Source organism: Bacillus sp. AR4-2 (assembly GCF_008274865.1).
In the GTDB taxonomy this organism is placed as follows: domain Bacteria; phylum Bacillota; class Bacilli; order Bacillales; family Bacillaceae_G; genus Bacillus_A; species Bacillus_A cereus.
Window position 1 is genome coordinate 3421517 of record NZ_CP031062.1, and the last position, 14710, is coordinate 3436226.

The window sequence follows — 14710 nt, forward strand, 5'->3', positions numbered from 1 at the left end:
GAGGATGAAGAAACTCCCCATTGATTAAAGTTTCACTTTATGAGAACGATTTCATTCAGTTATTATAACAAGATTATTATTATTTACATAATAAATTGCCTAGAAAAAAGCATCTTGCTACTATTCATAGCAAGATGCCCTCTTTATTCTGGTCTTTTCTTCGTCCACGTTTCTACTACTTCACCAGTATCATTAACATCTAGCACAAGGCTACCATTACTATACCGGTCTTTATTTCGATACGCTTTCGGATCAATCTCTTCTACAATGTTTTTCTCTGTCTTCATGTAAACTAATTCATCGTCCCGAACAATTTCAATACCGACAATGCGGTACGGATTACGTTTTAATTCTTTGAAAATAACAAGACCGCGTTTCGCCCTCGTTGACTTTTCAATTTCTGATGCTTTTAGACGTTTTACAGCACCGCGCTGTGTTACGAGAATAAGTTGATCTTTGTCACCATTTAACGGTTTACCAGAAGCGACATAGTCATCTTCTTTTAAATTAATTGCTTTAACACCAGCAGCTCTTACACCGACTGGACTTACTTCATCTTCATGGAAAATAAGTGCATATGCACCGTGTGTAGCAAGAACAATATCACTCGTTCCATCTGTCGCAAATATATCGACAACTTCATCATCTTTTTTCAAGTTTACAGCAACGAATGCCCTTGAATAACGCTGAACTTTATATTGATTTAATTCTGTTTTCTTTATCATACCATTTCGTGTTACAAATACGATAAATCGTTTTTCTTCCTCAAAGTTCGGTACAACCGTTGCCCAAATGATTGTTTCATCCCGGTCGAGTGAAACGATATTAGCAACGTGCTGACCTAAATCTTTCCAACGAATATCTGGCATTTCGTATACTGGCAGATATATATAGTTTCCTTTATTCGTAAATAAGAGGACTGTCTCTGTCGTATTCGTATCGAATCGTTCAAGTAAGATGTCACCCTCTTTCATACCGAAGTCTTTGCCGTTTGAGGCATTATGTGAGCGCCATCCAGTACGTTTCACATATCCTTCTTTCGTTACAGTAACGATGACATCTTCTTGTGGGATCATCACTTCTACATCGATTTTAATTTCCTCGATTTGATCTTCAATAATCGCGCGTCGATCATCACTATATGTTTTCTTAACTCTCTTTAAATCTGTTTTAATTACTTGAAGTAATCTTTTTTCACTTTGTAAAATTGCCTGTAGCTCAATAATTTTCTTATTAAGCTCATCTGCTTCTTCTTGTAACGCCGTAATGTCTGTATTCGTTAAGCGATATAATTGCAAGGAAACAATTGCTTCTGCCTGTGCTTCTGTAAAGCCAAATTTTGCACTTAAATTATCTTTCGCGTTACGTTTATCTTTTGAAGCTCGAATTGTCTCAATTACTTGGTCTAAAATCGATAATGCTTTCTTTAAACCTTCTACAATATGTTGACGATTTTCTGCTTTTCTTAATTCATATTGCGAACGTCTCGTAATAACCTCTTTTTGATGTCCAATATAAGCATCTAAAATTTTCGGTAATGTCATAAGTGTTGGACGACGATTATTGATCGCTACCATATTAAAGTTATATGGAATTTGCAAATCTGTATTTTTATATAAATAATTTAAAATACCTTCGGAGTTTGCTTCTTTCTTTAATTCAACAACAATTCGTAAACCAGTACGATCTGTCTCATCACGCACTTCAGCAATACCATCTAACTTTTTATCTAGACGTAATTCATCCATTTTCTTTACAAGGTTTGCCTTATTCACTTCGTAAGGAATTTCAGTGATTACAATTTGTTGTTTCCCACCGCGCACTGTTTCAACTTCTGCTTTTCCGCGAATAATAATTTTACCTTTACCTGTTTCATACGCCTTTTTAATACCATCAATCCCCTGAATAATACCGCCTGTTGGGAAATCTGGTCCTTTCATAACTGTTAATAAATCGTCAACAGTACTATTTGGCTTATCGATACGCATCATTGTAGCATCAATAACTTCTCCAAGATGATGCGGAGGAATTTCTGTTGCATAACCAGCGGAAATCCCTGTAGATCCGTTCACTAATAAATTCGGGAACGCTGCTGGTAATACAACTGGTTCTTCACTCGTATCATCAAAGTTTGACACGAATTCAACTGTTTCTTTATCAAGATCACGTAATAATTCAGATGCGATTGGTGATAAACGAGCTTCCGTATAACGCATCGCTGCCGCTGGGTCCCCATCAACACTACCGTTATTACCATGCATTTCAACTAAAACATTACGTACTTTCCAAGTTTGGCTTAAGCGTACCATTGCTTCATATACAGAGGAATCTCCATGTGGATGATAATTACCGATAACATTACCTACTGTTTTAGCTGATTTACGAAACGCTTTATCATGTACATTACCTTCTACATACATAGAATATAAAATACGTCTTTGTACTGGCTTTAAGCCATCACGTGCATCTGGAAGTGCACGATCTTGAATAATATATTTACTATAACGTGCAAAGCGATCACCTAACACGTCTTCAAGCGGGAGGTCATGAAACTTCTCTGCTTGCATGTTATTCCACCTCCGTCTCCATAATCATTTCATTTTCTAAAATATTTCCTTCTTCTTGCATACCAAACTGTACATTACGTTCAATCCATTTACGGCGCGGTTCTACTTTATCGCCCATTAATGTTGTAACGCGACGCTCTGCTCTTGCTGCATCATCAATTTTCACGCGAATTAATGTACGCGTTTCAGGATTCATTGTTGTTTCCCATAATTGATCCGCATTCATTTCACCAAGTCCTTTATAACGTTGTAACATATAGCCTTTTCCAACTTTTTTCGTTACACCGTCTAATTCCTCATCTGACCAAGCGTATTCAATTACCTCACTCTTACCTTTTCCTTTACTTACTTTGTATAAAGGAGGAAGTGCGATAAATACTTTACCAGCTTCGATAAGTGGCTTCATATATCTGTAGAAGAACGTTAATAACAATACTTGAATATGAGCCCCATCCGTATCGGCATCGGTCATAATTACAACTTTATCGTAGTTAATATCTTCAACATCAAATTCATTTCCTACACCGCCGCCAATCGCATAAATGATTGTATTAATCTCTTCATTTTTAAAGATATCAGCAAGCTTTGCTTTTTCTGTATTAATTACTTTACCACGTAACGGTAATACGGCCTGGAAACGTCGGTCTCGTCCTTGTTTCGCAGAACCACCGGCAGAGTCACCCTCTACTAGGTACAGTTCATTTTTTTGCGGGTTACGTGATTGTGCAGGTGTTAATTTCCCGCTTAACGTACCTTCTGATTTTTTCTTTTTCTTACCACTACGCGCTTCTTCTCTTGCTTTACGGGCTGCTTCACGGGCTTGTGCTGCTTTAATTGCTTTTCTCACAAGAAGTGTAGCTACATCAGGGTTTTCTTCTAAAAAGTATGCTAAATGCTCAGATACAATGGCATCAATTGAAGAACGCGCTTCACTTGTACCTAGTTTCCCCTTCGTTTGCCCTTCAAACTGAAGCACTTCTTCTGGTACACGTACCGAAACGATAGCCGCTACACCTTCACGAATATCTGTACCTTCTAAGTTTTTATCTTTTTCTTTTAATAGTGCTACTTTACGAGCATACTCGTTAAACACACGCGTCATCGCTGTTTTAAATCCAGCTTCGTGTGTTCCACCATCTTTTGTACGTACGTTATTTACAAACGAAAGAATATTTTCTGAGTAACCATCATTAAACTGGAATGCTAGTTCTGCTTCAATCCCGTTTTGTTCACCAGTGAAATATACAACCGGGTGAATTGAATCTTTTTCTTCGTTTAAATATGAAACGAAAGCTTCGATTCCTGTTTCATAATGAAATATATCTTCTAAATCATTACGTTCGTCTTTTATCGAGATTTTCATTCCTTTTAATAAGAATGCAGATTCACGTAATCTCTCACATAATGTTTCATAATTGTAATTTGTCGTGCTGAAAATCGTTGTATCTGGTTTGAAATGCATCGTAGTACCAGACTCTTTCGTCTTCCCGATTTTCTCAAGCGTCGTTACAGGAACACCGCCATTTTCAAAGCGTTGTTCGTAAATATTTCCGTCACGCTTAATCGTTACGACTAACCATTCTGATAAGGCATTTACAACCGATGCCCCAACACCGTGCAAACCACCACTCGTTTTGTAACCACCTTGACCAAACTTACCACCTGCATGAAGTACAGTTAAAATAACTTCAGGTGTAGGTTTCCCAAGTTTATGCATTCCCGTAGGCATTCCTCGCCCTTTATCTATAACGCTAATACTATTATCTTTATGTATTACGACTGAAATTTCGTCGCCAAATCCCGCTAACGCTTCGTCAACGGAGTTATCTACTATTTCATATACTAAATGATGCAATCCACGGCTATCCGTACTCCCGATATACATACCCGGGCGTTTTCGAACGGCTTCAAGTCCTTCTAACACTTGAATCGCATCTTCATTATATTGGAACTGATGCTTCGCCAAACTCCTTGCCCCTTTCCTAATTCAAAATCAGAACATATGTTTCTATTATAGAATAACGCCTCGACTATAGTTTTGGCAAGTTATCTTATCTCTTTTATATACCATCTTCAATAGAAAAATCCTTGTTTTCTCACAAGGATTCCTCTAGGCTACTATTTCAGAAAAATAATCGTTTGTCAACGAGAAATGGATATGTATTCCAAGATTACACATTCCAAACCTTTATTATGATCCAAATGATCAAGATCCAAAATGGGATTACAAATAACAATCCCCAAAAACAGCCTTTAAAAAATCTCATGATGAACACCTCGTTCATCGGCCCTACTTATCTATAATGAGGGCTGAATCAATCTTTCTACCTTTAAATCTATACTATTTTGTCATCGCATGTTCTACTTTAATACAACGATCCATTATTACAGTATAGTCTTTTTCTTTTAAAAGTTTATATGTATCCTCATCTTGTACTCCTAATTGTGCCCAAAAAACATCTGCATCAATCTCTACAAATTCTTTTGCAACATCCATTAAAAACTCTGAGCGACGAAATACATTTACAATGTCAACGTGTTCCTTAATATCCTTTAGTGAAGAAACTGCCTTTTCTCCGAGCACCTCATCTACTGTTGGATTAACTGGAATAATGCGGTATCCAGCATCTTGCATTGCTTTTGAAACCATATACGATGTACGTTCTGGCTTATCTGATAATCCAACAACCGCAATTGTTTTGCTTTTCTTTAACACTTCACCAATTTCCGTACGAGTTGGGTTTTCAATTGTCATAATTAATCCCTCCTATTCCTTTAGTATAGCCGATAAAGAAAGTCTCTTTCAATATGAAAGAGACTTTCTTTTATTTCGATTATTGATTCTTTGTAGCTGAATTATCTGCTAAAGTAGCCGATTTCGTCATTTTTTGACCGTTACGGTAGAATGTAACTTCTACTTTCTCGCCTACTTTTTTCTTTTCATATAAATATTTACGGAATTGAAGAGCATTCTCTACTTTTTGATTATCTAATGCTACTACAATATCATATTGCTCTAAACCAGCTTTTTCAGCTGGTGATATTGGGTAAATTTTACCTAATACAACGCCGTTTGTTACTTCTTTCGGTACTTTCAATTGATTGACTGCATAAGCTTGCACATCTTCTAGTGAAACAACACCTACTCCAAGAGCTGGACGTTTTACTACTCCATCTTTTTCAAGAGATTCAATAACTGGTTTTGCGATGTTAATTGGAATAGCAAATCCAATTCCTTCAACTTCTTGTTGTGCAATTTTACTTGAATTAATCCCAATTATTTCACCATTTTGGTTAAATAATGCACCACCACTATTACCTGGATTAATCGCTGCATCCGTTTGAATAACTTGTGCTTGCCAATCTGGTCGTTTATCCCCATCAATATCAACCGGAATTTCGCGTTCTTTACTACTGATTATACCTTCCGTTACACTTCCATCAAATCCAAGTGGATTACCGATTGCAATGGCTTTTTCACCCGCACGAAGTTTACTTGAATCACCTAAAGTGGCAACTTTATTTACATTAGATCCATCAATTTCAACAACCGCTAAGTCTAACCAAGGGTCCTTACCAACTAATTTCGCATCAACTTGCTTTCCGTCGCTCAGCTTCACAGCAAGTTTATTTGCTCCATCTACTACGTGGTTGTTTGTTACAATATATGCTTTATTTCCTGCTTTTTTATAAATAACACCTGATCCTGAACCGGCTTGTTGTTCTTGACCTGTCGGTTGCATTGCAAATGGATCAACACTTTGTTGCATATTAATAACACCTACAACAACATCTTTCGCCCCTTCAATCATACCAGGTAAATCAGTTTCATTTTTCGCTTTATTTACAACAGGAACTACAGTACCTTCTACTTTTGAATCCGAACTAAATGATGATACTGGCGCTCCATTATTTTGAGCCCATGGCATATATGGTGCTGCAAAACTAATCGAAACCGCTCCGACTACAGCTCCCACTAAACCTGTGAAGAAATAGCCTTTTTTACTACCTGATTTTCTCACTTCTCTCGTTTCACTATGCTCTTCATTTAAATTTGGTCCGTCGTAATATCCCATGTTTTATTTCCCCTCTCTGGTGAATTCGTATTTTCAGTATAGTCACGTTTTGTGTCCTTCTTGTGAACTCATCGTGAAATCCAATTAAAAAAATACACTTATCTAACATTGTAGACAAAAAAAGTATTTTTTGTACATTTTACCTTCAAAAGAGAGTATAAAATTACCATTTCCCTAGGCTAAATTACACAAATCGTTCTAGATTATTCTTCAAATTTATAACCAACTCGAATAACAGTACCGATATGCTTCGCTTTATCTCCTAGCTTATTTCGAAGTTTTTTAATATGGGTATCAACCGTTCGGTCATCACCGTAATAGTCATATCCCCATAACTGGTCTAATAAATGTTGACGTGATAACACAATTCCTTTGTTCTCCATTAAATACACAAGAAGTTCAAATTCTTTATGTGTCAATATAATTTCTTCTCCATCTACTAAAACAGTTCTAGATAGACGATTCACTTCTATTCCAGCTAAAGACATAGCATTTTCTTCCGCTACTCCTACCGCACCATCCGCACGTTTCAATAACGTCTTTGCGCGAGCTACTAATACTTTCGGGCTAAATGGTTTCGTTACATACTCGTCTGCACCTAATTCGAAACCTAGCAATGTATCATCCTCATCCGAACGTGCTGTCAACATAATAATTGGTACTGCTGATTCTTTTCTAATTCTTCTACAAACAGACCATCCATCTATTTCCGGTAACATAATATCTAACATAATTAAATCAATTTCATGCTCTGCAAATAACTCTAACGCTTTTTTTCCATCTTCTGCTTCGATTACTTCAAAGCCTTCATTACGAAAATAATCACTAACAATTTCACGTAATCTTCTTTCATCTTCAACAAGCAATACTGTTTTATTCATATAATCTATCCCGCCTTTTTACTCTTTCAATCGAATAATACGTTGATTGGAGCTTCCGCGAAATGGAAGTGTTAAATCTTTTTCCTCAATTTCAAACCTTCCATCGACTAAAACATCCCCATAATGTAACAACTCTATCATATCATTATTTTGAGAACTCTGTATCTCTTCTAACGTATAACCTGTATACATCCATAGGTTTTTTTTCAAATCTTTCACGATTTTTGCTACCATTTTCACTTCAGCAGCTTGAAAAAATGGATCTCCACCTGAAAATGTTACATCAGTTAATGGATTACTTGCAATCTCTTTCACAATTTCTTCTACTGTCATTTCCGTTCCGTTGCAAATATTCCACGATTTCGGATTGTGGCAACCAACGCAACGATGCGGACAGCCCGCAAAAAACACGACTGTCCGCAATCCTTCTCCATCTACTACACTATCATGAATAATATTCATCACTTTCATTTATGTTTCACCCGATCTATCTCTTCACTACGTTTCGCACTATTCCACTTTGACATATCTCCTACAAGATAGCCTGTTATACGGCGAATTCTTTCTATATTAGCCTCATCTTCATTCCCGCAACTTGGACATTCATTCCCAATAACCCCGTGATAACTACAGCACTTACAACGGTCAACAGGATGATTAATTGAACCGTATCCAACGCCATGTTCTGCCATGGCTTGTACAATTTGTTTTAATGCCTTTTTGTTATGCATTGCTGCTCCGTCTAGTTCAATATAAGTAATATGTCCCCCGTTACATAGAGCATGAAACGGGCCTTCTAAACGGATTTTATTTATCGCTTGAATGTTATAATAAACTGGAATATGGAATGAATTCGTATAGTAATTATGGTTCGTTATACCGCTAATCACGCCAAATTCTTTTCTATCTTTTTTCACAAACTTCCCTGATAATCCTTCTGCTGGAGTTGCAATTACTGAGAAATTCAGTTGATGTTCTTCTGTCGCTTTATCCATTCTATCTCTCATAAAGGAAATAATTTCATACCCAAGTTTCCATGATTCTTCATCTTCCCCATGATGCTTTCCTGTTAAAGCTACTAAACATTCCGCAAGACCGATAAAACCAATACTTAACGTCCCTTGTTTTAAAATCGAGGCTACGGAGTCTTCAGGCTGCAACGTTTCTCCACCACGCCATACACCTTGTGAATATAAAAACTGAAAATCTCTTGCTCGCTTCGTACATTGATACGCAAATCTTTCTAATAACTGCTTAATTCCTAAATCTAAATAATAGTTTAGCGCTTCAAAAAACGCTTCTTTTGAACCACTAATTAACGCTAATTTCACTAAATTAATAGACGTAAATGATAAATTCCCTCTACCAATCGCTGTTTCTTCTCCATGTATATTAGACATAACACGGGTACGACATCCCATGTAACATACTTCACTTTCTGGTCTTCCATCATAATGTACTGCATTAAACGGAGCATCTAAAAATGAAAAGTTAGGGAACAATCGTTCAGCCGTTGTCTCTAATGCTAATTCAAATAAATCGTAGTTCGGATCACTTTCTTCAAAATTCACACCTTTTTTCATCTTGAAAATTTGAATCGGAAAAATCGGTGTCTCCCCTTTACCAAGTCCAGCTTGTGTCGCTTTTAAAAGTTGTTTAATTAACATTCTTCCTTCTTTTGATGTATCTGTTCCATAATTAATAGAAATAAACGGTACTTGTCCTCCGCCCCTACTATGCATACTATTCGAATTATGAACGAAAGCCTCACACGCTTGATACGTATCATTTTCCGTTTCTTCCCATGCAAATTCTTCTATTTGTTCTTTCGTAAGCGGATATGATTGTAATCGTTTTTTATGTCTCTCAATTGTTTTTCGTACATAAGGTGCTAAATCAATATCAAAGAGTGCAAACGATTGACCACCATGCTGCATATTTTGATTCGCTTGAAAAATAATAGACGAAAGAGCCAATGCACTTTTAATGTCTTGCGGTTGTCTCATATGTCCATGTCCAGTATGAAAACCATTAGCAAGCATTTGCGCTAACGGAATTTGTGAACAAGTCGTCGTTCCTGTTGCATAAAAATCTAAATCATGTGGATATAATATATTTTCATTTATGGCTTTTTTCACTTGATCTGACAATAAATTCTCAACAGCATAATATTTTGCACTCTCAGATGCGAATGTTCCCATTACGCCCATTGGAGAGCGGCCGTCTACATTTGCATTTTCTTGCATCAAATCTTGTTCATTGCCGTGGACTATTGTCTCAAACACTTTCATTAATTCTTCTTCTCCACGTGTATTATTTTGTAACATTTATAACCCTCCACCAATATGTTGTTATCTTTTGATTAAAATGTTACTACATATAGTCTTACTGTTTCTGTGAGAAATGTAACATTACTGTGAAATTTTTTTCACGAAATAATGAATTTTTCATTTACAAAAAAGAAATGTGCTCTTTACAAATGTATGGTACAATATACGGGAAAAACTCTTTTTACCCTTTATCAACACATTTGAATAAAGGAGACTGAACTTATGGTTACTACATATCTTTTATTTATCGTTGCCTACTTACTTGGCTCGATTCCATTTGCACTAGTTGTTGGAAAAATCGGCTACGGAATCGATATTCGTGAGCACGGGAGCGGTAATCTAGGCGGAACAAACACATTCCGCACATTAGGGAAAAAAGCAGGTTTTACCGTTACAATTGCTGACATTTTAAAAGGGACATTAGCAACAAGTCTACCAATGATTTTCGGGTTAGATATTCATCCACTATGGTTCGGGTTAGCGGCTGTTCTTGGACATGTCTATCCAATCTTCGCGAAATTCCGCGGTGGTAAAGCAGTTGCAACTTCTGCTGGGGTGCTATTATGCTATTCACCAGTTGTTTTTGCAATATTGGCTGTTGTATTTTTCACCCTTTTATTTACAACAAGATACGTATCACTTTCTTCTATGGTAACAGCAGTTGTTGCTGTTATTGCATCCATTGTTAGCGGGGATAAAATCTTCATTATTGCGATGTGTTTATTAGCAGGTATGGTTATTTATAAACACCGTGCAAATATCGGACGAATTATAAATAAAACTGAACCAAAAGCAAACTTTTCAAAAAAGCAAAAATAAGATCGTAACCCACATAACGCAAAAAGAAAACGTGAAGCATATTAATAGCGTCTTTTTGCGTTATTTTTTATACTAAAGAAAAAGCAACATAATTTGGAGGAACTATACATGAATCTTTCCGTAACAAAAGAAGCAGCACAATGGTATAAAACTGAATTAAACTTACAATCAAATGAAACACTACGCTTTTTCGTACAATACGGTGGTTGCAGTACTGTGCAAAAAGGACTTTCTTTAGGTATTCGTAAAGATGATCCTGCACATCCTGCTGTTCAAATTCAAGAAGAAGGTATTAATTTCTTTATTGAAGGCGATGATGAATGGTTCTTCGATGGACATAATTTATCTGTTACACTTAACGAAGGTGACGACTTCCCACAATTTAATTATGAAAAATAAAAAAACGTGGCTTCTGCCACGCTTTTTTATTTTTTCTTAATTTCCTCATATTTCGCATACCACTCAGGATATAACTTTTTAAATGATACAGGGCGGAACCCTTCTTTTTTCGCACAAATATTCGTTGTGCTTGCAGTAATACACAGTTCACCATCACCATTATATATTTCATAACCATATACAACGCGAAGTGGGCTCACAGTATCTACCCATGTTTTTACGATTGCTTTTTCTCCGTAACGCATCGCTTTACGGTATGAAATTTGTAAATCTAACACAGGAGAAATAATTCCTTCTTTCTCCATTTCAACATATGAAAAACCTAAATCTTGTATAAGTTTCGTGCGACCTAACTCAAGCCACACTAAGTAGTTTGAATGGTAAACAACACCCATTTGATCTGTTTCCGCATAACGGATTTCAACTTCATGTTCTGCTACAAACATATGTATTCGCCTTCTTTCACTTCTGCTACCTTGCATACATTTAATCATAATACAGTGACATCAAAAATAAAATAAAAATAGTGAATCTTTTCCCGAAAGGAGCCAGCATATGATTCAAATTGTAACGGTTCGTAGTGGTGATAGCGTATATAGCTTGGCATCAAAATATGGATCAACACCTGACGAAATAGTAAAAGACAATGGATTAAATCCAGCTGAAACGCTCGTTGTTGGTCAGGCACTTATCGTTAATACGAAAGGGAATAATTATTATGTACAGCCTGGTGACAGCCTATATCGAATTTCTCAAACATATAATGTCCCCCTCGCTAGTTTAGCTAAAGTTAATAATTTATCTTTAAAATCTATTCTCCATGTCGGACAACAATTATATGTACCAAAAGGCACAAAACGAGCTGTAGAATCCATCGCTTATTTACAACCTTCAACTATACCGATTAAAGAGAGTTTAGTTAATGCGACACGCGCCATCAATCCATTTTTAACATACTTAGCCTATTTTAGTTTTGAGGCAAAAAGAGATGGCACATTAAAAGAACCTACTGAAACAGCTAAAATTGCTAATATTGCAACGCAAGGTAAAACAATCCCTATGCTCGTTATTACAAATATTGAAAATGGTAATTTCAGTGCCGATCTAACATCAGTTATTTTACGCGACGCAACGATTCAAAACAAATTTATTACTAACATTTTGCAAACAGCTCAAAAATATGGCATGCGAGACATTCATTTCGATTTCGAGAGTGTAGCACCTGAAGACCGCGAGGCGTATAATCGCTTTTTACGAAATGTAAAAACACGCTTACCTAGCGGGTACACATTGAGCACAACTCTCGTACCGAAAACAAGTTCAAATCAAAAGGGAAAATTTTTCGAAGCTCACGATTATAAAGCGCAAGGGCAAATTGTTGATTTCGTCGTCATTATGACATATGACTGGGGATGGCAAGGCGGTCCACCGATGGCGATTTCTCCTATCGGTCCAGTGAAAGAAGTACTTCAATATGCAAAATCTCAAATGCCTCCACAAAAAATTATGATGGGGCAAAATTTATACGGGTTTGATTGGAAGCTTCCATTTAAACAAGGAAATCCACCCGCAAAAGCAATTAGCTCTGTCGCAGCTGTTGCACTAGCTCGTAAATATAATGTCCCTATTCGTTATGATTTCACAGCCCAAGCTCCTCATTTTAATTATTTTGATGAAAACGGCGTGCAACACGAAGTTTGGTTTGAAGATTCACGGTCTGTTCAAAGTAAATTCAATTTAATGAAAGAACAAGGTATAGGTGGTATTAGTTACTGGAAAATCGGTTTACCATTCCCACAAAATTGGCGTTTACTCGTTGAAAATTTTACGATTACGAAAAAGGGCTGACAAAAGTCAGCCCTTTTTGTACATTTTGTTAAGATTCATCTTTGATTTCACTTTTTAATGAGTCAATACTTTCTAAACGTCTTTGATTTTTTGCTTCAATAGCAGCACGATCTTTTTCATTAGAAAGTTCCGCTGTTTCTTTTGCTTCATTAAAGTTATCAACTGTATTTTGCACCATTTCTTGTAACTTTTCAGCGTTGTCACTTCGATTATCTGGATTTGGCATGTACTTCCCTCCTAATATTGTATATACACACCATCTTAAATTACCTATCTTTCCTCAAATTTATACATAAAAAAGGAGAATGTAATATTCTCCTTTTCTTTAACCATTATCAACAATCGGTTGTTTACCTGTTTGATCTTGCATTTGCTTTCCTTTATTTCCACCAGCTTTTTTCGATTGTGTTCCAATATGATTTGGTGCAAAGTCTTTTGAATTTTTTTTCGGATTACCCATTACTATCGCCTCCTTAACACTAGTATCGTACTAGTGTTAAGAATTATTCAGCTTGCTTAAAAAGTTTCATTTCATAACGTTTTTCAATGCGCTCTTCAATGCGATCAATTGCATCACGATCGCTTAATAATTGTTGTTTATTTTCATTTACAAGTTCTTCAAACGATTTACGGCGACTTCTTCTCATGTTGTTCACCCTCTCTCCTTCGCTTTCTTATTACATAGTATGAGCAAACAAAAAACTCTTTAATCAGATTTGCAAGAAAATTTTATGTTTTAGTACTCCTAAAAAAACTCCGTGTACAATATATTGCACACGGAGTTTTTTATACCATAATATTTAAATACTCTTTCAACTTTTCATCTGCATTCATTTCATTTTCTTTATAATCATGAAGCGCCTGTAATACAAAATCATACTGCTCTAAAATATAACTTTCTAATTTCATAACATCCTCTAAGCTATTAAGCATAATTCTCGTATTACCAACTTCACTTTTTAACGCCGGTTCACATTTTAAACTTGTACATATTTCTTTCACATCTTCTTCTAATATCTCTGTTAATACATATTTCTTTCGCCCTTTTACCTTTAATCTCATAACTGGATAAAAAGCTTTTATATCTAAATAACTTCCTACGTTCATACAACGTAGCCATTCTACATTACGTTTATTACATGCAAGTATTTCTTTCACCGCTTCATATACCGCAGTTTCATCAAGCATAGCCTTATTTACTTTTCGTTTCCCTTCTTCTTCAATAGCTGCACACTTTTGATAAACAGCAGCACACGTAATGCAATCGTCAAATGCATTATGAGAGCTTAAACGAATTCCAAGCATTCGTTTTAACGTTTCAAGTTTATGATTAGGCGCATGCTTCATGTATTTCTTCGCTAAAAATACAGTATCAATTACTTTATTTTTAGGTTCAGGCAACCCAAGCATATTTACATTACTTTTCAAAAAGCGCATATCAAAAGAAGCATTATGAGCCACAATAACATTTGTATGTAAAAATGCTAAAAATAAAGGTAACACTTCTTCAATCGTCGGTGCATCTGAAACACGATAATTGGTAATACCTGTTAAACTCGTTATTCGGTCCGGAATTGGCCGCTCTGGATTCACGTATGAAACAAATTGATCTACCAGTTCATGATTACGATATTTCACCGCTGCAACTTGAATAATTTTATCATTATAAGGGTTAAATCCTGTTGTTTCAAAATCAATTACAACATAATCTAACGGTAAGGATACATTCCCCACTCCATACACTCCTTTATCTCTAAACGTTTATATTTCTTACATCATATCATGAAGTT

15 protein-coding genes are annotated in these 14710 nt (G+C 36.0%); 3 read left to right on the forward strand and 12 right to left on the reverse strand.

Annotation, left to right across the window (positions count from 1 at the left end; translation table 11 throughout):
- Positions 1-143: 143 nt before the first annotated feature.
- The 7 genes from parC to DN399_RS17570 all read right to left on the reverse strand — a co-directional run bounded on the left by parC (position 144) and on the right by DN399_RS17570 (position 9851).
- A complete protein-coding gene (parC, locus tag DN399_RS17540) occupies positions 144-2567 on the reverse strand; it encodes a DNA topoisomerase IV subunit A (protein ID WP_001147470.1) in 2424 nt (807 codons plus the stop codon).
- A gap of 1 nt (position 2568) precedes the next feature.
- On the reverse strand, positions 2569-4533 hold the full coding sequence (gene parE / locus DN399_RS17545; protein WP_001062199.1) for a DNA topoisomerase IV subunit B: 1965 nt from the start codon (positions 4531-4533) through the stop codon (positions 2569-2571).
- 375 nt (positions 4534-4908) lie between these two features.
- Positions 4909-5322 carry a CoA-binding protein gene (locus DN399_RS17550; RefSeq protein ID WP_000151390.1) on the reverse strand — a complete coding sequence of 138 codons (414 nt, stop codon included), beginning with the start codon at positions 5320-5322 and terminating at the stop codon, positions 4909-4911.
- 79 nt (positions 5323-5401) lie between these two features.
- Positions 5402-6643, reverse strand: coding sequence for a S1C family serine protease (locus tag DN399_RS17555; RefSeq protein WP_000542646.1), 1242 nt, complete (start codon positions 6641-6643; stop codon positions 5402-5404).
- A 203-nt stretch (positions 6644-6846) separates the two neighbouring features.
- A complete protein-coding gene (locus DN399_RS17560; RefSeq protein WP_001044679.1) occupies positions 6847-7524 on the reverse strand; it encodes a response regulator transcription factor in 678 nt (225 codons plus the stop codon).
- Between the two features lie 18 nt (positions 7525-7542).
- Positions 7543-7995, reverse strand: a complete 453-nt coding sequence (nrdG, locus tag DN399_RS17565) for an anaerobic ribonucleoside-triphosphate reductase activating protein (protein ID WP_000867081.1) — start codon at positions 7993-7995, stop codon at positions 7543-7545.
- Positions 7992-9851, reverse strand: coding sequence for an anaerobic ribonucleoside triphosphate reductase (locus DN399_RS17570; protein ID WP_000940063.1), 1860 nt, complete (start codon positions 9849-9851; stop codon positions 7992-7994). The genes nrdG and DN399_RS17570 overlap by 4 nt, the downstream gene beginning before the upstream one ends.
- Positions 9852-10076: 225 nt before the next feature.
- On the opposite strand from DN399_RS17570, the gene plsY reads away from it, so the two are divergent.
- Together plsY and DN399_RS17580 are read left to right on the forward strand one after the other, a co-directional pair.
- Complete coding sequence (gene plsY, locus DN399_RS17575; protein ID WP_000258974.1) at positions 10077-10673, forward strand: glycerol-3-phosphate 1-O-acyltransferase PlsY; 597 nt, start codon at positions 10077-10079, stop codon at positions 10671-10673.
- Positions 10674-10781: 108 nt separating this feature from the next.
- Positions 10782-11072, forward strand: a complete 291-nt coding sequence (locus tag DN399_RS17580; protein ID WP_001054455.1) for a HesB/YadR/YfhF family protein — start codon at positions 10782-10784, stop codon at positions 11070-11072.
- A 26-nt stretch (positions 11073-11098) separates the two neighbouring features.
- On the opposite strand, the gene DN399_RS17585 is transcribed toward DN399_RS17580, so the two are convergent.
- On the reverse strand, positions 11099-11518 hold the full coding sequence (locus DN399_RS17585; RefSeq protein WP_000495812.1) for an acyl-CoA thioesterase: 420 nt from the start codon (positions 11516-11518) through the stop codon (positions 11099-11101).
- Positions 11519-11627: 109 nt separating this feature from the next.
- Here DN399_RS17585 and DN399_RS17590 point away from each other — a divergent pair, with 109 nt between their 5' ends.
- Positions 11628-12920 (forward strand): glycoside hydrolase family 18 protein, encoded by a 1293-nt coding sequence (locus DN399_RS17590; RefSeq protein WP_000614858.1) that lies wholly within the window; start codon positions 11628-11630, stop codon positions 12918-12920.
- Positions 12921-12948: 28 nt separating this feature from the next.
- Here the strand turns inward: DN399_RS17590 and tlp are convergent, their stop codons facing one another.
- The 4 genes from tlp to DN399_RS17610 all read right to left on the reverse strand — a co-directional run bounded on the left by tlp (position 12949) and on the right by DN399_RS17610 (position 14654).
- On the reverse strand, positions 12949-13146 hold the full coding sequence (gene tlp / locus DN399_RS17595) for a small acid-soluble spore protein Tlp (RefSeq protein WP_001133511.1): 198 nt from the start codon (positions 13144-13146) through the stop codon (positions 12949-12951).
- Positions 13147-13245: 99 nt separating this feature from the next.
- On the reverse strand, positions 13246-13380 hold the full coding sequence (gene sspN / locus DN399_RS17600) for an acid-soluble spore protein SspN (RefSeq protein ID WP_000527987.1): 135 nt from the start codon (positions 13378-13380) through the stop codon (positions 13246-13248).
- 43 nt (positions 13381-13423) lie between these two features.
- Entirely contained in the window at positions 13424-13567 is a 144-nt protein-coding gene (locus DN399_RS17605) for an FbpB family small basic protein (RefSeq protein ID WP_001254699.1), read from the reverse strand.
- 139 nt (positions 13568-13706) lie between these two features.
- Complete coding sequence (locus DN399_RS17610) at positions 13707-14654, reverse strand: 3'-5' exonuclease (RefSeq protein WP_000528755.1); 948 nt, start codon at positions 14652-14654, stop codon at positions 13707-13709.
- Positions 14655-14710: the final 56 nt, after the last annotated feature.

Bases quoted from the DNA above. Each gene is read 5' to 3' on its own strand.
- parC (WP_001147470.1), bottom strand. From the start codon at position 2,567: ATGCAAGCAGAGAAGTTTCATGACCTCCCGCTTGAAGACGTGTTAGGT.
- DN399_RS17550 (WP_000151390.1), bottom strand. From the start codon at position 5,322: ATGACAATTGAAAACCCAACTCGTACGGAAATTGGTGAAGTGTTAAAG.
- DN399_RS17555 (WP_000542646.1), bottom strand. From the start codon at position 6,643: ATGGGATATTACGACGGACCAAATTTAAATGAAGAGCATAGTGAAACG.
- DN399_RS17560 (WP_001044679.1), bottom strand. From the start codon at position 7,524: ATGAATAAAACAGTATTGCTTGTTGAAGATGAAAGAAGATTACGTGAA.
- nrdG (WP_000867081.1), bottom strand. From the start codon at position 7,995: ATGAAAGTGATGAATATTATTCATGATAGTGTAGTAGATGGAGAAGGA.
- DN399_RS17570 (WP_000940063.1), bottom strand. From the start codon at position 9,851: ATGTTACAAAATAATACACGTGGAGAAGAAGAATTAATGAAAGTGTTT.
- plsY (WP_000258974.1), top strand. From the start codon at position 10,077: ATGGTTACTACATATCTTTTATTTATCGTTGCCTACTTACTTGGCTCG.
- DN399_RS17580 (WP_001054455.1), top strand. From the start codon at position 10,782: ATGAATCTTTCCGTAACAAAAGAAGCAGCACAATGGTATAAAACTGAA.
- DN399_RS17585 (WP_000495812.1), bottom strand. From the start codon at position 11,518: ATGTTTGTAGCAGAACATGAAGTTGAAATCCGTTATGCGGAAACAGAT.
- DN399_RS17590 (WP_000614858.1), top strand. From the start codon at position 11,628: ATGATTCAAATTGTAACGGTTCGTAGTGGTGATAGCGTATATAGCTTG.
- tlp (WP_001133511.1), bottom strand. From the start codon at position 13,146: ATGCCAAATCCAGATAATCGAAGTGACAACGCTGAAAAGTTACAAGAA.
- sspN (WP_000527987.1), bottom strand. From the start codon at position 13,380: ATGGGTAATCCGAAAAAAAATTCAAAAGACTTTGCACCAAATCATATT.
- DN399_RS17605 (WP_001254699.1), bottom strand. From the start codon at position 13,567: ATGAGAAGAAGTCGCCGTAAATCGTTTGAAGAACTTGTAAATGAAAAT.